Raw genomic sequence first — 22943 nt, forward strand, 5'->3', positions numbered from 1 at the left:
CCGGAGAAAACTTGTTTTTTCCGGTTTTTCTTTTCCCATTATTGCGAATTATGTTTTCCCATTTATCTAAAAAATTTAACTTTTTATTAATTTTATGTTAAAAAATTATATATTCGGCTACTGAAATTTAACCCTAACTTAAAATTTATTATGAAAAAAATGTTATTCAGTGTGGCAGGGATAGCCATACTGTTCGCCTCATGCTCTGAACAAACCAAAACCGAGAATGAAGCAGCCGTACAGGTACTGGAACTTGAAGAAAGTATTCAAAACAGCCAGGCGCGGAGTTGTGAAACTATGAAAGTACTGGACAACCAGTTGGCTAAAGACCCTATGCTTGCTATTAAAATGGCAGAAATTGAAAACCACGGACTGAGTTTCGCCAGACAACTCACTTCCAAAAAAGGAGGCAATGGTAATGGAGGTGGCGGCAGTGTAGATCCTGTGCCGGATAACCTGGGTGTTGTTAACATTCCTGTAGTTGTACACGTAATCTACAGTAACTCCAATGAAAATATTAGTGATGCTCAGATCAATTCGCAAATAGCGATACTTAATGAAGATTTCTCTGCTGCCAATGCCGATGTTAGTCAGGTTCCTGCAGAGTTTGCCGGACAGGTAGCCAATTCTGAAATACAGTTTACATTGGCTCAGGTAATTAGAAAATCATCTACCCGCACTTCCTGGGGAACGGCAGATGCCATGAAGTTCTCCGGTAATGGAGGTTCTGATGCCATAGATACTTCCAAATTTCTTAATATGTGGGTTTGCAACATAGGAGGCGGAATTCTTGGGTATGCCCAGTTTCCCGGAGGGAATGCTGCCACTGACGGAATAGTGGTGTCTCCTCAGTTTTTTGGCTCTCAGGGATTTGTACAGGCTCCCTTTGATAAAGGAAGAACCACTACCCATGAAGTAGGACACTGGTTAAACCTACGCCATATTTGGGGTGACGGGCGGTGCCGCCAGGATGACTTTGTAGCAGATACGCCATCGTCAGACAGGCCTAATTACGGCTGTCCTGCTTACCCAACCGTACATTGCCGTTCTAATGATATGACCATGAATTATATGGATTATGTAAATGATGATTGTATGTATATGTTTTCTGAAGGGCAAAAAGTTCGTATGCGTGCCCTGTTTGCATCAGGAGGTGCCAGAGAAAGTATTCTCACCCCTTAACCGATTATAATTTACTCTATAAAAAAGGCGCTTAAAAGCGCCTTTTTTGTAATATTATTCTAAATATTAGAAATTATGAAAATGTTGTTCTGTTTCCTGTTTTTGATCTCCATGCGCGGGTGTGCACAATCAGATGTTAAAAGTATAGTTTACAATGCTTCTTCCCGGGGTTTTTATTATAATATAGAGTTATCAGAGAACGAGATCGGTGTTCGTAATATAAGAGGAGCCGAAAAAGCATTGACCGCTCCTTTGAAAAGTGAACAATGGGACCAAATAGTAGCGCTCATTAATAACCTTAAAATAGACTCCTGGGAAACCATAGAGGCACCTTCTCAAAAAAGCCATGTAGATGCTGCTGCCATAGCAACCTTTATGCTTAAGGACGGCAAAGGCGAGATCATTGGGGAAACCCGTTTTGATCACGGAAATCCACCAGAAGTATTAAAGCCATTGGTAAACACTATTCTGTTATTGGCAGAAACTGTTGAAAAGCAGTAATTCTTATTGTATTTTTGTATAAAAATGTAAAATGACCATAAGCGAGATACAGCAGGAAATTGTTGATGAGTTTTCCATGTTTGATGATTGGATGCAGCGCTATGAATATATGATAGAACTGGGTAAGTCCCTTCCGCTCATAGAAGAACAGTACAAAACCGATAATTATATTATAAAAGGGTGTCAAAGTAAAGTATGGGTACATGCTGAAATGAAAGGTGATAAACTCATTTTCACTGCCGATAGTGATGCCATCATCACCAAAGGGATTATCGCCATACTAATTCGTGCTTTTTCAAATCAAAAACCATCTGCCATTGTAGAAGCAGATACGGCTTTTATTGATGAAATAGGGCTTAAAGAACATCTTTCGCCTACCAGAGCCAACGGACTCATAAGTATGATCAAGCAGTTAAAACTCTATGCAGTGGCTTATCAGGCTCAATTAAACTAAAAAAATATGTCAGAAGTAGTAATAAACACCACAGAACTGGGAGATAAGATCGTAAGAGTATTAAAAACCATTTACGATCCAGAGATCCCGGTAGATATTTATGAACTGGGGCTTATTTATGATGTTTTCGTAAATGAAGACCGGGATGTGAAAATATTAATGACCCTTACCTCTCCTAATTGCCCTGTGGCCGAAACCCTGCCCGTAGAGGTAGAAGAGAAGGTACGGTCAATTGATATGGTGAAAACAGCAGAGGCAGAGATCACTTTTGATCCCCCCTGGACTCAGGACCTTATGAGTGAAGAAGCCAAACTGGAACTGGGACTTTTGTGATGGAAGGAGAAATTGTAAACAGAGTGTCCCAGAGTAAGCTGGTGACTTTTGACCTTGAAGAACATTATCCGCAAGGGAAAAGAATTGTTTTTGATCTTAAAGACTGGCTCTTTGAAGGGCTGGTACTTCGTGAAAAAGATTTTCGTGACAAGGCTAAAAATCACGACTGGCAGCAATATGAAGGAACGTATGTTTCCTTAACCTGCTCATCAGATGCCATTATTCCCGGATGGGCCTATATGCTTATTAGTACTTACCTGAGCCCTGTGACCCGTAAAGTGGTAATAGGAAGTCCGGAAGACCTTGAAACAATTTTGTTTAAAGAAATTATTGATAAGCTAGATGTATCAGCATTAAAAGATCTGCCGGTAATTATTAAAGGGTGTAGCCATAAACCCGTTCCTCAAAATGCCTATATCATGCTATTGGAAAAACTTATTCCCATAGCCAGGAGTATTATGTATGGAGAAGCATGTTCATCAGTACCCCTTTATAAGCGTAAAAAGTAAATTACCAATAAAACCCAGGTAACTTTTACAAAGGGGCAACCGCTGGGTTAATCATCTTTATTGGGTATATCGCGCCATTGCTCTATACGGTAAACCCTGTTTTCGGTTTTAAGATCCCTGAGCATAACGGTGCTGGTACCGTTTGCAGAGTTACCGTCATGAGTTATTACGGCCTCTTTTTTCCAGTTGGCGTTAAGGAATTTAAGTTTTGCCGGATAGTGTAACTCAAGCGTAATTTCCCTTTCATAGGCAGATACTTTTTTTAGCCTGTAATAGGGTATCCAGTTGCCCAGATTATCCTGGGCTCCTGTTATATATACAATATCCTCTTTATGAGGCACCTTAACTTTAACCGTAGTTTGATAGGCTTCTTCTGAAAGTTCAACACTCACCTGATGGGTAAGTACAAAAGTGCCCACCTCATAAGATGAAGCAACCCTTTTAACCGGGGTTGTGGAACTCAGTATTTCTTTACCATCTACTATAAATGAATAGTGGTAAACCCCGGGATCCAAATGAAATTTTCCTGTCCATTTTCCATCTTTCTTTGTTAAAAAATTAAAAGCCACGGGAAGACCTTTTACAAACACCTGTCTGGCATTCCGAAAACCGCTTAATGCTATAGTAGTGTTGTAATTTTCATCATACCTGCCTTCAAACCGGTTTAGAATACCGGAAACATCCATACTGGTTTCAGGAACTTCGCGTTTATAATCTTCAATAATTGATATTGCTTTGTCTTTCTCTCCCATTTGGAAGTATAAAGTAGCCCTTAGTGACCTTAACCAGTGCCCTACAGGGTCAAATTGCAGGTATTCTTCTAAAAAAGGAAGTAGTGTTACATCATAATTCTTTGCCAAAAAAGCATTTATAAAAATGGATACGATTTCTTTTTTTCTTTCCTCAGGCAGGTTTAGCGACTTATATTTTTGAAAGGTGTATGCTCCTCCTTTTTCCAAATAGTCATCATGTAGTATTTTTATGGGATGGTCTTTGAACAGGTCCTGTATGCGATATGATTTTCGCCCTTTCGCCAACAAGGCTTTTATAGAAGTTTTGAAAGGGGTATCATAATCAGAGGTAAGGAAAAACCAGATCTCTCCGGTATTGAGGTTTTGTATATTCGAGTAAATAGTGTAGTTGGAATATCTCCCTTTTAACGAAGTACTTTCACAAATATCAGTAAATAAATCAAGGCCGGTTTCTCCCTGTTCCAGTTTCTCGTGTATAATGGGATAGCGCCAGCATGCAGAACTGTCTTCATTCCCGCATATATCAAAATTGGTAGAGATCTGATAAGGGCTGTTTTTGAGTATTCTGCTTCCGGAGGGCCCTATGATACCAAAGTTCCCATATTTATCAGCTACGTGCATTTGTGCACTGGTAAAACCCATTTCAAACCAGTAGGTGTCAAAAAAATCAATGACTTCCTGAACGGTCTTAAAATGCGCAAGAATATGGTTCAATATCCTGTCATCTCCCTCCGGGAATAGTTGCTTTGTATGGATATTTTTTACGGAGGTACGTTTTATTGAATTAAAATCATAAAAGAGGCCGGCTTCGTTCATACCGCCTTCAATAGCTCCCGATTCACCGTTTTTAGCAGAAAAATACGAGAGGGTATAGTATCCGTATTGGGTATCTTCCGTTTTAGGGAATACATTAATATAAGTGTCAAAAGTATAAGCGCCGTCTTCGTTGTTTCCTGCCCAGACATGGCCGTTTTTTGCCTTGCCGCAAAAAATGGTACAGGCACGGGCATAGTAAGGAATTAAGAGTAAAATAAACAGGCAGGTGCAGATAGCTTTTTTCATAGGTTTTCAATAAATAATGAGTTTTGATAATGTTGAATGTAATTATACAGACGTTTTATTGTATGATTTGGTTGCCTGCCCTGGCATTTTAGCATATTTATGAAAAGTTGTTTATTTTTTTTGGCAGAACTTATGTGTTAACTGTAAACTATTTTTACTTTTGATCCGTAAATAAGGAGCAACCTAAACTTTTTATAATGAAAAAACAGTTGTGGACTATATGTTTTTTAGCCGTAGTTGTTAGCGCTCAGGCGCAGAGTACTAATGAAGAAGATGAACCAAAAGATGGCTGGTCTGCCGCGGGTAATGTATCATTCTTATTAAATCAGGCTGCATTTTCAAACTGGATCGCGGGAGGTGAAAACAACATTTCCGGTACATTGGGCCTTAACTATGACTTTAACTATAAAAAAGGTGACTGGAACTGGGATAATAAGGTTATTGCTGCTTACGGACTTGTAAAAACGGAAGGAAGTGAGTTTGTTAAAAAGACAGAAGACCGCATAGAGTTTAATTCGCTTCTTGGCAAAAAGGCGGCAAAAAACTGGTTTTATTCAGCCTTCCTTAATTTCAGGACTCAGTTTGACAAAGGTTTTCGTTTTGAGGAAGATCCTGATACCGGTGAAGAGATACGAATCGAAAGAACCCGTTTTTTCTCTCCTGCTTATTTTCAGGTAGGACCTGGTTTTTTATGGAAAAAAAGCGATAATCTTAAAGTTAATCTGGCCCCTGCTACATCGCGGTTTATTTTTGTGAACCGTGATTTCACGCTGCCAGATGAAGCTTATTTTGGTGTAGAAGAGGGTAAAAGTATGCGTTATGAGTTTGGTGCCTCTGTCTCTGCATATTACAAATTCAACTTAATGGAAAATGTAAGTTTTGAGAACATTATCAATCTATATACCAATTACCTGGAACAGGGGCAGAACGTAGATCTGGATTATCAACTTAACGTTGTTATGAAGATCAATAAATATCTTTCTACCAATCTTGCCGTCCAGACCATTTATGATGATAATGCCATAGGGCGCTTACAAGTACGACAGGTTTTTGGGCTGGGAATAAACTTTGGGATATAATAGCAGGCAGACTTCTGTTTTAAAATATACCTCTGTAAGAAGTACCTGAAAAACGCATTTTTTTTATGCATTCAGGTACTTTCTTTTTACAGTATATTGTCAGGGTCTTCTATGTATTCCGGATAAAGGAAATCGTTATAGGGAAACCGGGTAACGTGTATTTTACGAACTTCTTCATACACCCGCTTTCTAAACTCTTCCAGATTTTCTTTATTCAATGCAGAGATAAATAATGCATTATTACCCAATTTAGCCATCCATGTTTCTTTCCATTCATCTAATGTGAAATGAGCTTTGGTCCTTTCGGTAACCAGATCATCTGTTTCAATAGTTTTATGGCTGTATTGATCAATTTTGTTAAATACCATGATCGTAGGCTTATTAGCACTTTTAATCTCTGCCAGTATCTGGTTTACAGAGGCAATATGTTCTTCAAAATTAGGGTGCGATATATCTACTACATGTAATAAAAGATCTGCTTCCCGCACTTCATCCAGAGTACTTTTAAAAGACTCTACCAGTTGGGTGGGTAATTTTCTAATGAAACCTACGGTATCTGTTAATAAAAATGGGAGATTCCCTATAACCACTTTGCGCACAGTGGTATCCAGCGTGGCAAAAAGCTTATTTTCGGCAAATACTTCACTTTTACTTATCACATTCATAAGGGTAGATTTTCCAACATTGGTATATCCTACCAGTGCGACACGCACCAGTGCTCCCCGATTACTGCGCTGGGTAGCCATCTGCTTATCTATGGTTTCCAGCTTTTTCTTGAGTAACGCAATACGGTCCCGAACAATACGACGGTCGGTCTCTATTTCGGTTTCTCCCGGGCCGCGCATCCCGATACCTCCTCTTTGTCGTTCAAGGTGTGTCCATAAACCGGTTAGCCTGGGTAACAGATACTGGTACTGAGCCAGTTCTACCTGGGTCCTGGCATAGCTGGTTTGCGCCCTTTGTGCAAAAATATCAAGAATAAGGCTGGTACGGTCCAGTATTTTACAACGAAGTATTTTCTCAATGTTTTTTTGCTGTGCAGGTGATAGCTCATCGTCAAAAACTACGGTACCCACATCATTTTCTTTTACATAGTTGAGTACTTCTTCCATTTTACCGGAACCAATAAACGTTTTGGGGTTAGGCACTTCGATACGTTGTGTAAACCTTTTTACTACCTCCCCGCCTGCAGTGTACGTTAGAAACTCAAGTTCGTCAAGATACTCTTTAGAAGTGTCATCACTTTGTTCCCGGTTAACAATACCAATGAGCACCACTTTTTCATAATCTAAGGTCTTCTTCTCTAGCATAAGATCATTTAAGATTGCAAAGTTACACATTTGATTTTTTCACTTTTTAGTAAATTAGAGTGTTTTTAACTATTAATACCGTAATGAAACTCTTTTTTCAAAATCAACGTACACCAGGAAGCATACATACGCTTGCCTTTTACAATCTGGAAAACCTTTTTGATGTGAAAGATGACAGAAGGACACTGGATGATGATTTTCTTCCTCATGCCAAAAAGAAATGGAATGAAAAAAAATACAGAAAAAAGGTGTATAACCTGGGAAAAGCAATTGCCAGAGTTGGTTTTGATAAAAGCAGGCAACCGCCTGCCATTGTGGGGCTGGCTGAGGTGGAGAATAGAGAGGTAGTGAACGATCTGATAAACTCAAAGCATCTGGCTAAAAAAGGTTTTGAAGTAGTACACTACGATTCTCCCGATGAACGAGGTATAGACACAGCACTTATTTATCGCAGGGAACACTTTGAAGTAACCCATTCTGTAACGGTACCGCTGCTTTTATACAATGAACACGGCGTTCGGGACTACACCCGGGATGTTTTGCATGTAACCGGTAAGCTTAACGGAGAGCGTATGCATGTACTGGTAAACCACTGGCCCTCCAGAAGAGCAGGAGTGCATGAAACCAACCCTAAGCGCATAGAGGCCGCACAAACTGTAAGAGAGGTTATGGAAGCCATTATCGAGGAAGAAAAAGACCCGGGTATTATTATTATGGGAGATTTTAATGATGAGCCTACCAGTGAAAGCATTAAAGAGCACCTTTTAACCCCCTTTCTAATTAATCCTATGGAGCGCCTTATGGGAACCCGAAGAGGAAGCCTGCGCCACAGAGACACCTGGAACCTTTTCGATCAAATCATAGTATCGCATAATTTCCTGAAAATGGAAAAAGGTACACACCATTTTGCACATGTCAATATTTTTGACAAACGTTTTTTAGCAGAATGGGAAGGGCGTTATAAAGGAAACCCGTTTCGCACATTTGCCGGAAAAAAGTATCTGGGAGGGTACAGTGATCATTACCCGGTATATATTCAATTTAAATATACCCATTCTTGAAAGTATTCCTTATACCCGGGTAATTTCATCTTCGTTTAACAATGCATCTCCACGCAAACGAAGGAGTATCTGGGCTACCGCTATCGTATCTCTTTCGCAATAATCAATAATGCGGTCAATATCATTGTCATTGTAATATACATCTCTTACTTCACTACCGTCAATATCTTCTTTGGGAGATGGGATACCGAGAATATGGGTAAGTAACTTTAGAGAAGTATAGTGTTTGTAATCACCAAATTTCCAGAGCTCCATAGTATCCAAATGAGGTACTTCCCACGGTTTTTTGCCAAAAAGGTTAAGTTTGGAGGGTAGTGGCATACCATGAATAATCATACGTCTTGCGATATAGGGAAAGTCAAATTCTTTTCCATTGTGGGCACACAGGAGGTGGTTATGCCTGTGAAAATGTGTTTCCAGTAAATTCTTAAACTCAGAGAGTAAGATGGCTTCTTCTCCATGAAAAGTAGTAACCCTGAAGCTACGAGAGTGTTTTTTGGGTACAAAATAACCTGCGGAGATACAGATAATCTTACCAAACTCTGCCCATATACCTGCGCGGTCATAAAATTCGGCAGCTGTATATTCATCCTTTCGCTGGTATTGTGATTTGGCGTCCCACAGGTCTTTTGTCACCTCATCGAGTTCTGCAAAATCAGTATTTTGAGGTACCGTTTCAATATCTATAAAAAGAATATTCTCAAGCTGTAACTTATGGATCATTTCGGATCATTTTATAGGTTTCTTCAATATATGCATAGATATCTTCTGAAAAAGGATCTATCTGGTCATTATATTTAATTGCCTTATGGCCAAGCCTCACAATAATAAGGTTGTCTTGTGGAGCTACGATCACATACTGCCCCAGATGCCCCCGCATCATAAAAAAAGATTTTCCGTTGTGTTGTGGCAGCCACCAGCCATACCCGTATTGAGGACTTTCTTTAAAACGTGGGGTAATGGATCTTTGAATAAACATACTGTCTAATATCTGCTTTCCGTTCCATCGGCCATGGTCTTTATAAAGTTTGCCAAATCTTGCAAAATCACGGGCATTACTGGCCACGCAACAGTAGGCTTTTTCCACTCCGTTTTTTTCACTGTCCAGTTGCCAGAAAGCCTCATTCTCTGCTCCCATGGGTTTCCAGAAAGATTCTGAAAGATATTGCGATAAAGGTTTTCCGGTGGCCTTAGCGACCACCATGCCGAGAAGCTGAGTGCTTCCGCTAAGGTACTTATAGGCCTTACCGGGCTCTTCGGTAACTTTAATACCAAGCATTACCTGGTCTAGTTTTTCGTCAAAATATGCCCTTGTGGTTACTGAGAAGGGATCGTAGTATGCTTCATCCCAGTCCAGACCGCTGGCCATCGAAGAGAGGTCTCCTACAGTCATTTGGGCTGCCATGCCCTCAGAAAACTCAGTAAAAAAATCACTTACCGGTTGGTCGAGCCCTTGTATGTAACCTTCCATTATGGCCTTTCCTAACATGGCAGATACCATACTTTTAGCCATGGAAAACGAATTGCTTTTGGAGCTTTCGGAATACCCTTCCCAATAGGTTTCGTGCCAGATGCTATCATTTTTTATGATTAGGAAAGCTACCGAGCCCAGATTTTCGTGAAGGGAATCAAGTTTTTTTGTAGCGGCAATTTTATTGTAATTTACATGTTGGGGCCACGGTTCTGAAAAATTGCCGGTTTCAATGGTTCGATTATCAAATACTTTGTAATCATCTAAATAAGCAGTTTTATGCCCTTTTAGATAAATGGTACGAACCCCTTTTATGAGGTAATCAAAATCAAATATATACAGAACTGCAATAAACAGTACAAAAAGGATAGCTAACCACTTAAGAAAAGATTTTAGATATTTCATAGTAAAGTTTTATAACGTGAGAAGGGTATTAAAAAAGAGATTGCTGTTTTGGGGGGTTTTCATGTTCCAGTAACCATTTTTTTCGCCATAGCCCTCCTGCATAACCCGTAAGAGACCCGTCACTGCCTATTACTCTGTGGCAGGGTACAATAACCCACAAAGGGTTTTTTCCGTTGGCTGCGGCTACTGCCCTTATTGCTTTTTCATCACCCAGCCTTTTAGAGAGTTCCAGATAGGAAAGGGTTTCCCCATATGGAATGTTTTGAAGTTCTTTCCAGACCTTTTTTTGAAAATGGGTACCTTCGGGGTTAAGACGAAGACTAAAGGACTGCCGCTCTCCTGCAAAAAACTCATTTAACTGGTAAACCACGTCTTCCAATACTTCAGGAATAACATTTGTGGTTTCTGCGGGTGTATCGAGAATGGTTACAGAATGAATACCTTCTTCATCACCTTGTATTCTTGCAGTTCCCAGAGGGGTTTTTATGCATACTTCTTCCATACTTATTCTTTCTCCGGCTGGTCAATAATGCCCAGTCTTTTTGCACGCGTTTCCCAGTTTTTGCGAGCCAGTAACTGAAGATCCTCTACGTGGTCGCTTTCATCTACAATTTCCAGCCCCAGTAAGGTCTCTATAATATCTTCCATAGTAACCAGTCCGCTAACCGAACCAAACTCATCTACTACCAGCGCAATATGATCTTTATTGGCAATAAACTGTTCGAATAAATCAGGAATGGGTATAGATCTTTGCGTAATAAGGATATCTCGTTTTATGGCTCCCAGAGTTTTATCGTTGTGTCCCTGTATAATTTCTTCCAACACCTGGTCTTTCAAAACAAAACCGGTGATGTGGTCTTCCTTTCCTTCAAAAACAGGGATCCTTGAAAACCGGAGTTTTGGGTTGTTTTTGAAAAAGGTTTCCACTGTGGTATCTGCAGAAGCAGTTTTCATAACGGTACGTGGTGTCATGATATCCCGGGCACTTACTTCTTTAAAACGCAGCAGGTTTTTAATAACATCACTTTCTGATTTTTTGAAAACTCCTTCTTCTTCGGCAATTTGTGTCATGGCGCTGAAGTCTTCCCGGCTAAAAACCGAACCGTGTACATCTTTTTTCCCCACAACCCGGGTAGTAAGTTGCAATATCCATAAAATACCGGTCCACTTTAGTACAAAAATAATGCCTTCTAAAACCGGAGCAGAAAAACGGGAAAGTTTTTTCCAGTAGGTAGCTCCAATAGTTTTGGGAATAATTTCAGAAACGATCAAAATAAGGACTGTCATTACGCTGGAAACAATACCTACTACATTATTACCACTTCCAAAAGCACTTTCTGCCGAAGCACCCACACCTATGGCTCCTACAGTATGGGCCACAGTATTTAAGGTAAGAATAGCAATAAGGGGCTGGTCAATATCTTTTTTTAACTTTTCTAAAGCGAACGCATATTTTTTTCCTTCCTGTTTTTTGACATTGATAAAGGTAGGTGTAATGCTTAATAATACTGCCTCAAGTATGGAACATAAAAAAGATACCAAAATAGAAAGTGTGGCAAATGTGATCAAGGCAGTCATGAAGGTATCGGTTTTGGTTTCAATTTACTAATTTTTGGTTTACCATCCGGTATATCGGGGTGGTGTAATGTTGTTGAGGTTGATATATACAATTAATTGCCCTCTGTGGTGGGTTACGTGATCCTGTAACAAATTGAGTATTTGTAATTTGGTTTTAGGGCCTGCAAAAAACGAAACTTCTTCTTTAAGGGCATTGCTTTGTATGGATTTAAGGGTATTTCCCAACGCGACAAAGGTTTTTTCCAGATAAGCGATCAATTCTTCTTTTCCTGCGTTTTCTTTCACTTTGTCGATGGGGTTCATACCAAAATAAGTGGTTCCCAGCCAGTGAATATTAGCCTGTATATGAAGAAGTTGCTCTTTAAAGGTCATTTGTCTTTCAGACGGTTTAAAATCATACTCTTTTTCGGGCATGGCCTCTGCTATTTCAAGCAGATACTTCTTTGAGTTTTCCCATTTTATGGAAAAGGCAGAAAGGGGTGTATCTTGAGCACCCAGGGGAAGTGCTGTAAAAAGCATGATCCAAAAAACAGTTTTCATAGAGAGGTGTTATGAGATAAGTTTAACAGCATCTTTGGCAAAATAACTGGCAATTATACTGGCACCTGCTCTTTTAATGGCGGTAAGTTGTTCAAGCATTACGGTATCGTGATCCAGCCACCCTTTTTCTGCTGCGGCTTTTATCATGGCATACTCACCACTTACCTGATAGACCGCTACGGGTACTTCTGTGATATTCTTGATATCACGTACGATATCGAGATAGCATATTCCAGGTTTAACCATCACAATATCGGCGCCTTCTGCAATATCCATTTCTGTTTCTTTTAGGGCTTCCAGACGATTGGCGGGGTCCATTTGATAGGTTTTTTTATCTCCAAAGCCCGGTGCTGAATCCAGGGCATCCCTAAAAGGCCCGTAAAAAGCAGAAGCGTATTTGGCACTGTAACTCATGATACCGGTATTTTTAAAACCTTCTTTTTCCAGTGCTTCACGTATGGTAAGGACACGGCCATCCATCATATCGCTGGGCGCTACAAAATCGGCTCCTGCTTCGGCGTGTGATACACTCATTTGGGCAAGTACCTGCGAAGTTTCATCATTCAATATGTGCCCTTCTGCCACAATACCATCGTGTCCGTAAGATGAATATGGGTCCAGTGCCACATCGGTCATGACCAACATATCGGGTACTGCATTTTTTACCGTTTTTACCGCCCTTTGCATAAGTCCGTCAGGATTTAAAGCTTCAGTTCCTTTATTATCCTTTAGAGAGTCAGATACCTTTACAAATAACAAAACTGATCTTAGGCCCATTTTCCATAGGCTCTTTACTTCTTCTTCGAGTAGATCGAGACTGTATCTAAAATAGGAAGGCATGGAAGAGATCTCTTCTTTTACATTTTTGCCTTCTACAACAAATAGGGGTACCAGGAAGTCATTAGGAGACAGGAGGGTTTCTCTTACGAGACTTCGAATAGCTTCACTTTGGCGCAGCCTTCGGTTTCTTTGAAAAGGGAACATAGCGTTTGTTACGTTTATTAGAAACAAAGTTAGCCATTATTTGGGATTGTTTTTTGATTCATTATTTCTTTTCTAATTCTTTTTCCAGAGTGTAGTTTTTTCATTTTATAAGAATACGCTTTATAAAAAATAAGTTTTGCATTCATTTTCTGTAAGTTAAAATTCGTATCTTCAAGCATTCATTTTTTTTAAACCTGTTGTATTTTGAAAAAAGCTATCGAAAAAAACCTGAATTTTAAGAAAAAACCACATCCTGTTTAAATACCGATTAGGTAAAAGATGGGTTTATTGAAACCGTTTTAGCTCCCTGTAGTGGTTCCCTGGGCTGTACATTCGTACGTCCTTATGTGTGCAAAGTAAACTGTGAGTTTTAGTTTAATGAATATTTAAAAAATGGAGAATTAAAATGGTATTATGAAAACAAATAGAAAAGTATCATTACGTATTAGAAGAAGTAGAGTTTCTTCTTTGAATTCTCAAAATATAACGGGAGGAACGTCAGGTGGACGTACCATCCTTCATCCCTGTGGTCAAAGTGACACATGTACTTCTGTTGCTCCCGATGTGTGTAAGGTAAATTGTGGAAGTAATGTGTAAGTAAGCTAAAAAGGTGAAAACCATGCCACTTTATCAAAATACATAAATCAAAAAAGCTATAATTATTTACTATGAAAACAAATAGAATATTGCCATTACAATTTAAAAAAAGTGTGATATCCTCCTTTCGTTCTCTTGAAGTGAAAGGCGGGCATACCTTTGTTAGCTTTGATACGGCTTGCGACCTGAGTAATGCCTGTTCTTCAACAGCTTATGAAAACGCCCCATGCCCGAATGACTGTAGGCCTATGGATGGGTAGCATTAACTATATTTTATTCACAATAACATTAAATAAAAACTCTTATGAAAAAAAGACCCTTTAAAAAGCTGGATTTTAAAAGAAAAGTAGTAGCTACTTTTAATAGTAATGATATTAAAGGAGGTGGAGTGTCAGGAGCCTGTACTTCCAGTATAAAGCATCCTGCATGTATTTTTGCCTGCCCGGAAAGTGTATATGCTTCCTGCGATTAATAAGTTACCTATATGGTTAGGTGAGAAGATTACTAATTCAATTAAAACTCTGCAACGACTGCAGAGTTTTTTATTTTTAAACGACCCAGTCTTTTGGGTGTTGTAATACTTCCAGTAATCTGGCTTCGTCACTATTTTCTTCCGGGTGATGGTCATAGCGCCATTGTACGTGAGGGGGGAGGCTCATGAGTATACTTTCTATACGGCCATTGGTTCGTAAACCAAATAAGGTACCTTTATCATGTACTAGGTTAAACTCTACATAACGGCCCCTGCGTATTTCCTGCCAGTTTCTATGTGCTTCGGCATAAGGTGTCTCTTTTCGCTTTTCTACAATAGGCAGGTATGCTTTTAAAAAACTGTTTCCTACTTCGGTAACAAAAGCGTACCAGTCTTCCATAGTTTTGCCATTTTCGGCCTTGCAGTAGTCAAAGAACAGTCCGCCAATACCTCTGGCTTCATTTCGGTGGCTGTTGTGAAAATACTCGTCACATTTCTTTTTAAACAACGGGTAAAATGCCGTATCGTGTTTATCACAGGCATTTTTACACACTTCGTGAAAATGCCGGGCATCTTCTTCAAACAAATAATAAGGGGTAAGATCCTGCCCGCCCCCAAACCAACTGTCTATAATTTGTCCGGTTACGTCATACATTTCAAAATACCTCCAGTTGGCGTGTACAGTGGGTACAAAAGGGTTTACAGGATGCAGGACCAGACTTAACCCGCAGGCAAAAAAATCAACATCACCTACGTTAAAATACTGCTGCATGGCTTTGGGGAGCGGCCCGTGTACCGCAGAGATATTGACACCGCCTTTTTCAAAAACAGTGCCGTTCTCTATAACCCGGGTACGACCGCCACCACCTTCTTTTCGTACCCAGGGATCTTCTTTAAAAATGGCTTTTCCATCTGCTTTTTCAAGTGCCTGGGTAATGGTGTCCTGCAGTTGCTGAATGTACTGGTAAAAACGCTCTTTCATATTAATAACGAACGGGCTCGTATTCTTTTACGGCTTCAATAAATGCTTTGGCATGATCTACAGGTATATGTGGTAGAATACCATGCCCAAGGTTTACGATGTACTGGTCTTTTCCAAATTCATTGATCATTTGGTGCACCATTTTTTTGATCACAGGTATGGGAGATAACAACCGGGAAGGATCGAAATTTCCCTGAAGTGTGATGTTGCCTCCTGTAAGATAACGGGCATTTCGTGCAGAACAGGTCCAATCTACCCCCAGTGCCGATGCTTTGCTTTTAGCCATTTCCCCAAGAGCGAACCAGCACCCTTTTCCAAAAACGATCACTTCGGTTTCAGGGGCCAGGGCATCTACAATTTGCTGAATGTATTTCCAGGAGAATTCTTTATAATCTTCAGGCGATAGCATACCGCCCCAACTATCAAATATTTGCACAGCATTCACACCTGCCTTCACTTTTTCTTTAAGATAGAGAATAGTGGTATCTGTAATTTTTTGCAATAGGGTATGTGCAGCCTCCGGCTGTGAAAAGCAAAATCCTTTGGCAGTATCAAAACTTTTAGAACCTTTGCCTTCTACGGCATAACAAAGTATCGTCCACGGAGAGCCGGCAAAACCAATAAGAGGTACTTCATTCGCCAGCATTTCTTTAGTAAGTTTTATGGCATCCATAACATAGCCGAGGGTTTCGTTAATATCCGGAACCACTACCTGTTCAACATCCTGTGCCGAACGTATGGGATTGGGTAACCACGGGCCTACCCCGGGTCTCATCTCTACCTCGATATTCATAGCTTGCGGGATCACCAGAATATCTGAAAATAGTATGGCAGCATCGGGTTTTACAATACGTATGGGCTGTACGGTAATCTCTGCTGCCAGTTCTGGGGTACGGCATCGGGTAAAGAAATCATATTTATCGCGAAGGGCTCTAAACTCTGGTAAATAACGCCCAGCCTGACGCATCATCCACACTGGTGGACGCTCTACTGATTCTCCTTTTAAAGCTCTTAAAAATAAATCGTTTTTAATCATTTTTTGAAAAGTGTTTTACTACCTGTACAATTACATTTTCCACAGTGGGTCTGGTGGCAGTACGAAAGGTATTTGTGTGTTTTTTAACTTCTTGTTCTGTGGTTTTCCCAATACAGAAAGCCATTTCCTGTTTAAGGGTATTTTTTTGTATAAAACTACGTACAGCGCTGGGGCTAAAAAAAAGAACGCCATCAAATTTTCCCGAAATCTGTTTGGGCGTTTCCCGGGTACGATACACGGGAATTTCTTCAAGGGAAACGGTATGTTCATTTAACATATCGGGAAGCTCATCACGGCGGGTTTCTCCGCAAAAAAAGATAAAGTGTTTGCTTGCATGCTTTTTTATAAGGAGGTTAGCAAGTGATTTTGCATCATACGCATGTTCTATTACATTAAATCCTGATGCCAATGCTAATTCTCTGGTTTTATCTCCTACACAAAACACGTGTTGTACCGGAATGAGTTGTAAACTAACCTGTTTAACAGCATTCTGACTTGTAAAAATAGCATTTTCTACAAATTCGGGCCGGGGAAAAGGTACGGGCTCAGTCTGTATAAAATCAGCTTCGGAAAGTGCAACATTGGCATTGAGCAATAATTCTTTCTGAGCGAGGCTTAATTTTTTTGTTGAAAAGACCCGGGCTATACTCATGACAGTTGTTTCCTTATTTCTTTCATGATCGTATCTCCTCCCTGTTGCAAAACTTTCTCAGCACATTGTTTTCCCAGGTCTTTGTACAGATCTGTGGAAATGGTTTTTTCTATATATGAGGTTTTGCTTCCGTCAAGTGAAAAAAGAGCACCTTTAAAATGAATTCTATCATTTTCAATAGTGGCTATGGCACCAATGGGAGCGGTACACCCCCCTTCCAGGGTTCTTAAAAAATCCCGTTCTACGTGAGTAGCCATTCGTGAAGGGTTATGTTCCAGAGTTGTGAGTGCTTCTCTTGAAAAAGCATCATTCTCCATGGTAACCACCAGCATGGCACCCTGTGCAGGTGCTGGCACCATCCAGTCGAGTACCAAATGGTTTTGAGGCGTTAAATGAATACGTTCCAGTCCGGCACGCGCAAAAATGGCTCCGTGCCAGGAATGGTCTTCCAGTTTTTTGAGCCGCGTATTTACATTACCTCTAAGATCGGTTACGGTATGTGAAGGATGGCGATGCAGCCACTGGGCTTTTCTTCTCAGGCTTCCGGTAGCAATGGTTCCCTCACCTTCCATAAAAGAAATATCTCCTTTGTGTACCAGAATATCTTCGAAAGCGGCTCTTTTAAGAACAGCGGCAGATACCATGCCTTTGGGAAGGCGGGTAGGTACATCTTTCATACTGTGTACGGCAATATCGATCTCTCCCTTAAGCATGGCTACATCCAGGGTTTTGGTAAAGATGCCGGTAATACCCAGTTCATAAAGGGGCTTATCTAATATAAGGTCTCCGGTAGATTTTACGGGAACCAGCAGGGTGTCGTACCCCTGAGATTGTAATTGTTGTTGTACGGTTTTTGCCTGCCAGAGTGCCAGTTCACTATCTCTGGTACCTATACGTATGGTTTTGCTCATTTTGAAGGAGTATCCAGTTGGAAGACTTTTTGAATAAGCTCAATACTTTTGTCTGAACTACCGTTTTGCTCTTTAAGGTGATTGGCAAAGTGAGTGGTGATTTTCTGAATGATGCGGGTACTAATAATTTCTGCCTGACTTTCGTCAAAGCCCTCTAGTTTTTTTCGTTGAAAATCTATTTCGGCTTCTTTGAGACTATCCAGTTTCTTTTTAAGGGCCTGAATGGTAGGAGCAAATTTACGGGTTTCCAGCCATTCATTAAAGTCGCTTTTTACTTCGTCTATAATAGCTTGGGCCTTAGGGATAAATTGTTTTCTTCGCTCCAGGGTGTTATCTGTGATCTTTGAAAGTTGATCGAGATGAACCAGTGTTACATTGCTGAGTTTGGTGACATCATCATCAACATTTTTTGGGATAGAGAGATCGAGGATAAGTAATTTTTTATCAGGGTTGATATGTTTCCTGGAAATAGTAGGTTGTTGGGCACCGGTTGCCACGATAAGTACATCTGCCTTTTCTATTTCTAAAGTAAGGTTTTCGTATTTTTTTACAACAAGATTGAACTTTCCGGCAATTTTTTCCGCTTTATCCAGGGTTCGGTTTATAAGAGTGATCTGGTTATTACGCGTATGTTTTACCAGGTTTTCACAGGTATTTCGCCCGATCTTTCCGGTACCGAAAAGAAGAATGTTTTTTTCAGATACATAGGGTACGCGTGAAAGTATATATTGAACAGAAGCAAACGCTACTGAGGTTGCACCTGAAGAGATCTCAGTCTCGTTTTTAATCCGTTTACTGGCCTGTATTACCGAATTACATAATCTTTCCAGAAAATGATTGGCGATACCCAGGTCGCGGGAAAGTATAAAGCTTTGTTTTAACTGACTAATAATCTCAAAATCACCAAGGATTTGACTATCCAGTCCGCAACCTACTTTAAAAAGATGCGAAACGGCCTCGTTGTTTTCATGTACATACAGAACTTCATCAAGCTCTTCTACAGTGCCATGAGTATGTTCACATAAAAGTCTTGTGAGTTGAAACGGATGCTGTGCAAAACCATACATTTCTGTTCGATTGCAGGTAGAAATAATGATGAGCGCATCAATACCTTCGTCCTTTGCCTGTATCAACAGGTTTCGTTTGCGTTCATCATCGAGACTAAAATTACCCCGTATGGTTGCATCTGCTTTTTGGTAACTTAATCCTACAGCAAAAAAAGTAGGGTGTTTAGATAGGTTGTAACCTTTCATTCGAGATCAATGGAAATACAGCACAAAAATAGGAGGGGGGCTTTAAAAAAAATAACGCTCGCGGAACTTTTTTTACCGCTTCGGGTGATTTACATGTCTGGAAGGCATTGAAAGTACAAAATACCGTACATTTGCAGTAATTATGCGAGTTAAGGAACATATTGTTTAGAATGGTTCTAAATAATTAAAACCAAAGTCTTGATGGAACAAAAGTTAAAAAATAACGCTTCAGGGGCTATTGATGAACTTCTTTTTGAGGAAGGTTTTATTGTTTTAAAGGCACAAAATGAAACAGATAATACCCAACACATAATCAGGGATATAGACCGTTCTTTTATTCATTTTCACTTTAGCCTGAAGGGAGTTTCCCAATTCAATTTTAATGAAGGGCGGTACTCTTTAAATGTAGGCGAAGAAAAAGTATTACTTCTTTACAATCCGCAGCGGGATTTGCCCATAGATATGGAAATGGCTCCCAAATCTTCATTGATATCGGTATTGATCTCTATTCAGAAATTCCACTCACTCTTTTCGCCCGAGGCCGGATATGTCGATTTTTTGAGTTCGGAGAACAAGGATAAAAAGTATTATAATGAAACCGCTATTTCTCCTGCTATGGCTGTGGTACTTCATCAGTTGGTAAACTTTAACCTTCATATCTCGGTTCGCACTTTATTTGTGAAGGCCAAGGTGTATGAATTACTGAGTTTATATTTCCATAAACCTGAAGATGCCGATATAGAACAGTGTCCCTTTCTGGTAGATGAAGAGAATGTACTCAAAATACGTAAAGCCAAAGATATTATAATTGCCAATATGGCTGAGCCTCCGGGATTGCAGGAACTGGCAAATACGGTAGGGCTCAATATTAAAAAACTAAAAGAAGGCTTTAAAGAAATATACGGAGAACCGGTTTATAGTTTTTTATTTGATTATAAAATGACCTATGCCCGTAAAATGCTGGAGAGTGGTGATTACAATGTAAATGAAGTGGGCCTTAAAGTAGGTTATAGCACAGCGAGCCATTTTATTGCTGCTTTTAAAAAGAAGTTTGGTATTACTCCCAAGAAATATCTTATGTCTTTAAATGTATAAAATGTTGAGAAATAACATACAGGTATTTATTATAATGATATAGAAAAAAGGAATTGTAAAAAAACAGGCGTTTTGCCTGATGAATGTATTTTTATATCTCACGATTATTTATAGGTTAATTAGTATTTTTGAAAAAAAATTGCTGTGTTTCGTTTTCCGGTATTTTAACAGATGTTATAGGAGACTTCACAATTAATGTTATTACTACATGCAGACAAAAAAAGGTGTTTTACTGGTGAACCTGGGTTCGCCAGATAGTCCGCATCCTAAGGATGTAAAAAAATATTTAGATCAGTTTTTAATGGACGAAAGGGTAATTGATGTGCCCTACTGGCTACGCGTTTTCATTGTAAGAGGTATTATTTTAAATACCCGTCCTAAAAAATCGGCTAAAGCCTATCAAAAAATATGGTGGGATGAAGGTTCTCCACTTATTGTGCTTTCTGAAAAGCTTCAGAAAAAGGTTCAGAAGCTTACATCTGTCCCAATAGCGCTCGCCATGAGGTATGGAAATCCTTCTATTGAGAGTGGACTAAGAGAATTGGCCAATAAAGGGGTTAATGATGTTTTGTTGATACCCTTGTATCCTCAGTTTGCAATGGCCACCACAGAAACTATACTGGTACTTGCAGAGAAGTTGCGCAAAAAGCATTTTCCTGAGATGAGTTTTACCTCACTTCCCGCTTTTTACAATCATCCGGATTATATACGGGTGTTGTCAAATTCCATAGAAGAAAGCTTAAAAGGAAAAGATTGGGAACATATTCTTTTCTCATATCATGGCGTTCCAGAACGTCATATCCGAAAATCTGATATTACCAGATCCCACTGTAAAATTGACGGGCAGTGTTGTAAAACGGCATCTCCTGCACATCAGTTTTGTTATCGCCATCAATGTTATGAAACTACCCGGCAGGTGGCAGAATACCTGGAGCTAAAAGAAGGAACCTATTCTTCTTCCTTTCAATCAAGATTGGGAAGAGACCCCTGGTTACAACCCTTTACAGATGATACCGTAGAGGAGTTTGCTGAGAACGGCACCAAAAAAATGGCTATTGTAATGCCTGCTTTTGTATCAGATTGCCTGGAAACACTAGAAGAAATTGGCATGGAGGCCAAAGAAGAATTTCTGGAAGAAGGAGGAGAAGAGTTTCATGTGATTCCCTGCCTGAATGATCGTGAAGACTGGGTAAAGGTCTTGAGCCGCTGGATTGATGAATGGGCGGTTTCAAAATCATAAGAAAAAGGTTTGTGAAAATAGAAAACAGAAGGTACATAAAGACATAGGTAATACCGGGTTTTTATGCAAAGCGTGTAGTTTTAATGCCGTATCTTCGCAGCTCATTAAAAAACATTTAATGTCTAAGGTTTCTTCGGCAGAACTGGGCTCCGAACCCATTGGAAAATTACTGGTCAAGCAGGCCGTTCCGGCCTCTATAGGCATCCTGGTAATGTCACTCAATATTCTGGTAGATACCATTTTTGTAGGCCAGTGGATAGGTTCTGTAGCCATTGCAGCCATAAATGTAGTACTCCCGGTTTCCTTTTTTATAGGTGCCCTGGGTATGGCCATAGGTATTGGCGGATCTTCTATTATCTCAAGAGCTTTAGGCGCCGAAAATAAAGAGCGGGCACTGCGCTCTTTTGGAAACCAGATCACCCTTACTTTTTTGCTTACCGTGAGCCTGGTAATACTGGGCCTGTTGTTTGTAAATGTGCTTATACCCGCTTTTGGCGGAAAAGGGAACATATTTGAACTCGCCAGGATATATTACATCATTGTAGTATGCGGAGTTCCCTTTCTGGCACTCTGCATGATGGGGAACAATGTTATTCGGGCCGAAGGGAAAGCCCGTTTTGCCATGATCGCCATGATCATACCTTCCATAGGAAACCTGGTACTGGATTTTGTATTCATCAAAATACTCGATATGGGTATGCATGGGGCTGCCTGGGCCACTACTATATCCTATATTTTGTGTTTTCTTTATATTTTCTGGTTTTTTATATCCCGTAATTCCGAGCTTAAAATTCAATGGAAACACTTTGGGCTCGATCTTTCAGTAGTAAAAGAAATAAGCTCCCTGGGCTTTGTTACCCTCGCCAGACAGGCAGTAGTGAGTGTTACCTATCTGTTTATGAATAATATTCTGTTCGATCTGGGAGGAGAATCTTCAGTAACCGTTTATGCGATCATAAGCCGTATGCTCATGTTTGCTTTGTTTCCCGTATTGGGAGTAACTCAGGGATTTTTACCCATAGCCGGTTATAACTACGGTGCCGAAAAATACAAACGTGTAGAAGCTACTATTGTTACAGCCATGAAATATTCCGTAGGGCTGGGGCTCCTTATTTTTGTATTGATCATGGTTTTTCCCGAAACCATTACCATGGTGTTTACCAGTGACCCGAAAGTGGTTAGTGATGCACCTGTAGCTATGCGGTGGGTATTTGCCGCTACGCCCATAGTAGCTATACAGCTTATAGGCTCTGCGTATTTTCAGGCCATAGGGAAAGCAGTACCCGCATTGTTGCTTACCCTCACCCGGCAGGGGCTGTTTTTTCTGCCCTTAATTTTCATTTTGCCCGTTTTCTTTGGCGAAATGGGGGTTTGGATATCATTTCCGGTAGCCGATGTATTATCTACCATAATCACTGCTATTTATTTACATTTTGAAGTAAAACGTACCCTCAAAGCATCAGAATAACAGGGGGCGGTAAGCT

General features: G+C 40.0%; 25 protein-coding genes. 12 read left to right on the plus strand and 13 right to left on the minus strand.

Features of this window, described 5'->3' with window-relative positions; translation table 11 throughout:
* The first annotated feature begins 150 nt into the window (after window positions 1-150).
* The 5 genes from WAO84_RS05875 to WAO84_RS05895 all read left to right on the plus strand — a co-directional run bounded on the left by WAO84_RS05875 (window position 151) and on the right by WAO84_RS05895 (window position 2979).
* Window positions 151-1182 (plus strand): zinc metalloprotease, encoded by a 1032-nt coding sequence (locus WAO84_RS05875; protein WP_340064360.1) that lies wholly within the window; start codon window positions 151-153, stop codon window positions 1180-1182.
* A 75-nt stretch (window positions 1183-1257) separates the two neighbouring features.
* Complete coding sequence (locus WAO84_RS05880) at window positions 1258-1683, plus strand: hypothetical protein (RefSeq protein ID WP_340064361.1); 426 nt, start codon at window positions 1258-1260, stop codon at window positions 1681-1683.
* Window positions 1684-1714: 31 nt separating this feature from the next.
* The gene (locus tag WAO84_RS05885; protein WP_340064362.1) at window positions 1715-2137 is read left to right on the plus strand and encodes a SufE family protein; all 423 of its coding nucleotides are present in this window, start codon (window positions 1715-1717) and stop codon (window positions 2135-2137) included.
* Between the two features lie 6 nt (window positions 2138-2143).
* Window positions 2144-2470, plus strand: coding sequence for a DUF59 domain-containing protein (locus WAO84_RS05890; protein WP_340064363.1), 327 nt, complete (start codon window positions 2144-2146; stop codon window positions 2468-2470).
* Complete coding sequence (locus tag WAO84_RS05895) at window positions 2470-2979, plus strand: DUF2480 family protein (RefSeq protein WP_340064439.1); 510 nt, start codon at window positions 2470-2472, stop codon at window positions 2977-2979. Before WAO84_RS05890 ends, WAO84_RS05895 begins: the two co-directional genes overlap by 1 nt.
* Before the next feature lie 47 nt (window positions 2980-3026).
* On the opposite strand, the gene WAO84_RS05900 is transcribed toward WAO84_RS05895, so the two are convergent.
* Window positions 3027-4793, minus strand: coding sequence for a hypothetical protein (locus WAO84_RS05900; protein WP_340064365.1), 1767 nt, complete (start codon window positions 4791-4793; stop codon window positions 3027-3029).
* A gap of 197 nt (window positions 4794-4990) precedes the next feature.
* Between WAO84_RS05900 and WAO84_RS05905 the strand changes: the two genes are divergently transcribed.
* A complete protein-coding gene (locus WAO84_RS05905) occupies window positions 4991-5872 on the plus strand; it encodes a DUF3078 domain-containing protein (RefSeq protein ID WP_340064366.1) in 882 nt (293 codons plus the stop codon).
* An 86-nt stretch (window positions 5873-5958) separates the two neighbouring features.
* Here the strand turns inward: WAO84_RS05905 and hflX are convergent, their stop codons facing one another.
* Window positions 5959-7182 carry a GTPase HflX gene (hflX, locus tag WAO84_RS05910; RefSeq protein ID WP_340064369.1) on the minus strand — a complete coding sequence of 408 codons (1224 nt, stop codon included), beginning with the start codon at window positions 7180-7182 and terminating at the stop codon, window positions 5959-5961.
* An 83-nt stretch (window positions 7183-7265) separates the two neighbouring features.
* On the opposite strand from hflX, the gene WAO84_RS05915 reads away from it, so the two are divergent.
* Window positions 7266-8243 carry an endonuclease/exonuclease/phosphatase family protein gene (locus WAO84_RS05915; protein ID WP_340064371.1) on the plus strand — a complete coding sequence of 326 codons (978 nt, stop codon included), beginning with the start codon at window positions 7266-7268 and terminating at the stop codon, window positions 8241-8243.
* A gap of 9 nt (window positions 8244-8252) precedes the next feature.
* Here the strand turns inward: WAO84_RS05915 and WAO84_RS05920 are convergent, their stop codons facing one another.
* Genes WAO84_RS05920 through hemB form a run of 6 tightly spaced genes read right to left on the minus strand, consistent with a single transcriptional unit; the run spans window position 8253 to window position 13221 of the window.
* Window positions 8253-8966 carry a 3'-5' exonuclease gene (locus WAO84_RS05920; protein ID WP_340064373.1) on the minus strand — a complete coding sequence of 238 codons (714 nt, stop codon included), beginning with the start codon at window positions 8964-8966 and terminating at the stop codon, window positions 8253-8255.
* Window positions 8956-10119 (minus strand): serine hydrolase domain-containing protein, encoded by a 1164-nt coding sequence (locus WAO84_RS05925; RefSeq protein WP_340064374.1) that lies wholly within the window; start codon window positions 10117-10119, stop codon window positions 8956-8958. The genes WAO84_RS05920 and WAO84_RS05925 overlap by 11 nt, the downstream gene beginning before the upstream one ends.
* Before the next feature lie 28 nt (window positions 10120-10147).
* Window positions 10148-10621: a methylated-DNA--[protein]-cysteine S-methyltransferase gene (locus tag WAO84_RS05930; RefSeq protein ID WP_340064375.1), complete on the minus strand. Its 474-nt coding sequence runs from the start codon at window positions 10619-10621 to the stop codon at window positions 10148-10150.
* Between the two features lie 2 nt (window positions 10622-10623).
* Window positions 10624-11697 carry a CNNM domain-containing protein gene (locus tag WAO84_RS05935; protein WP_340064377.1) on the minus strand — a complete coding sequence of 358 codons (1074 nt, stop codon included), beginning with the start codon at window positions 11695-11697 and terminating at the stop codon, window positions 10624-10626.
* A gap of 39 nt (window positions 11698-11736) precedes the next feature.
* Window positions 11737-12237 carry a DinB family protein gene (locus WAO84_RS05940; RefSeq protein ID WP_340064379.1) on the minus strand — a complete coding sequence of 167 codons (501 nt, stop codon included), beginning with the start codon at window positions 12235-12237 and terminating at the stop codon, window positions 11737-11739.
* 9 nt (window positions 12238-12246) lie between these two features.
* Window positions 12247-13221: a porphobilinogen synthase gene (gene hemB / locus WAO84_RS05945; RefSeq protein ID WP_340064380.1), complete on the minus strand. Its 975-nt coding sequence runs from the start codon at window positions 13219-13221 to the stop codon at window positions 12247-12249.
* 668 nt (window positions 13222-13889) lie between these two features.
* Here hemB and WAO84_RS05950 point away from each other — a divergent pair.
* Together WAO84_RS05950 and WAO84_RS05955 are read left to right on the plus strand one after the other, a co-directional pair.
* The gene (locus WAO84_RS05950) at window positions 13890-14078 is read left to right on the plus strand and encodes a hypothetical protein (RefSeq protein WP_340064381.1); all 189 of its coding nucleotides are present in this window, start codon (window positions 13890-13892) and stop codon (window positions 14076-14078) included.
* A gap of 44 nt (window positions 14079-14122) precedes the next feature.
* A complete protein-coding gene (locus WAO84_RS05955) occupies window positions 14123-14290 on the plus strand; it encodes a hypothetical protein (RefSeq protein WP_340064383.1) in 168 nt (55 codons plus the stop codon).
* Between the two features lie 76 nt (window positions 14291-14366).
* On the opposite strand, the gene hemF is transcribed toward WAO84_RS05955, so the two are convergent.
* Genes hemF through hemA form a run of 5 tightly spaced genes read right to left on the minus strand, consistent with a single transcriptional unit; the run spans window position 14367 to window position 19124 of the window.
* Window positions 14367-15272, minus strand: a complete 906-nt coding sequence (hemF, locus tag WAO84_RS05960) for an oxygen-dependent coproporphyrinogen oxidase (RefSeq protein WP_340064385.1) — start codon at window positions 15270-15272, stop codon at window positions 14367-14369.
* A 1-nt stretch (window position 15273) separates the two neighbouring features.
* Window positions 15274-16308: a uroporphyrinogen decarboxylase gene (hemE, locus tag WAO84_RS05965; RefSeq protein ID WP_340064386.1), complete on the minus strand. Its 1035-nt coding sequence runs from the start codon at window positions 16306-16308 to the stop codon at window positions 15274-15276.
* The gene (locus WAO84_RS05970) at window positions 16301-16960 is read right to left on the minus strand and encodes a uroporphyrinogen-III synthase (RefSeq protein ID WP_340064387.1); all 660 of its coding nucleotides are present in this window, start codon (window positions 16958-16960) and stop codon (window positions 16301-16303) included. Before WAO84_RS05970 ends, hemE begins: the two co-directional genes overlap by 8 nt.
* On the minus strand, window positions 16957-17871 hold the full coding sequence (gene hemC / locus WAO84_RS05975; RefSeq protein ID WP_340064388.1) for a hydroxymethylbilane synthase: 915 nt from the start codon (window positions 17869-17871) through the stop codon (window positions 16957-16959). Before hemC ends, WAO84_RS05970 begins: the two co-directional genes overlap by 4 nt.
* A complete protein-coding gene (gene hemA / locus WAO84_RS05980; protein ID WP_340064391.1) occupies window positions 17868-19124 on the minus strand; it encodes a glutamyl-tRNA reductase in 1257 nt (418 codons plus the stop codon). Before hemA ends, hemC begins: the two co-directional genes overlap by 4 nt.
* 201 nt (window positions 19125-19325) lie before the next feature.
* On the opposite strand from hemA, the gene WAO84_RS05985 reads away from it, so the two are divergent.
* The 3 genes from WAO84_RS05985 to WAO84_RS05995 all read left to right on the plus strand — a co-directional run bounded on the left by WAO84_RS05985 (window position 19326) and on the right by WAO84_RS05995 (window position 22927).
* Complete coding sequence (locus WAO84_RS05985) at window positions 19326-20219, plus strand: AraC family transcriptional regulator (protein ID WP_340064393.1); 894 nt, start codon at window positions 19326-19328, stop codon at window positions 20217-20219.
* Between the two features lie 208 nt (window positions 20220-20427).
* Complete coding sequence (hemH, locus tag WAO84_RS05990) at window positions 20428-21459, plus strand: ferrochelatase (protein ID WP_340064395.1); 1032 nt, start codon at window positions 20428-20430, stop codon at window positions 21457-21459.
* Window positions 21460-21577: 118 nt separating this feature from the next.
* Entirely contained in the window at window positions 21578-22927 is a 1350-nt protein-coding gene (locus WAO84_RS05995; protein ID WP_340064397.1) for an MATE family efflux transporter, read from the plus strand.
* Window positions 22928-22943 lie beyond the last annotated feature (16 nt).

This window comes from Ascidiimonas aurantiaca, assembly GCF_037646345.1.
Lineage (GTDB): Bacteria > Bacteroidota > Bacteroidia > Flavobacteriales > Flavobacteriaceae > Ascidiimonas > Ascidiimonas aurantiaca.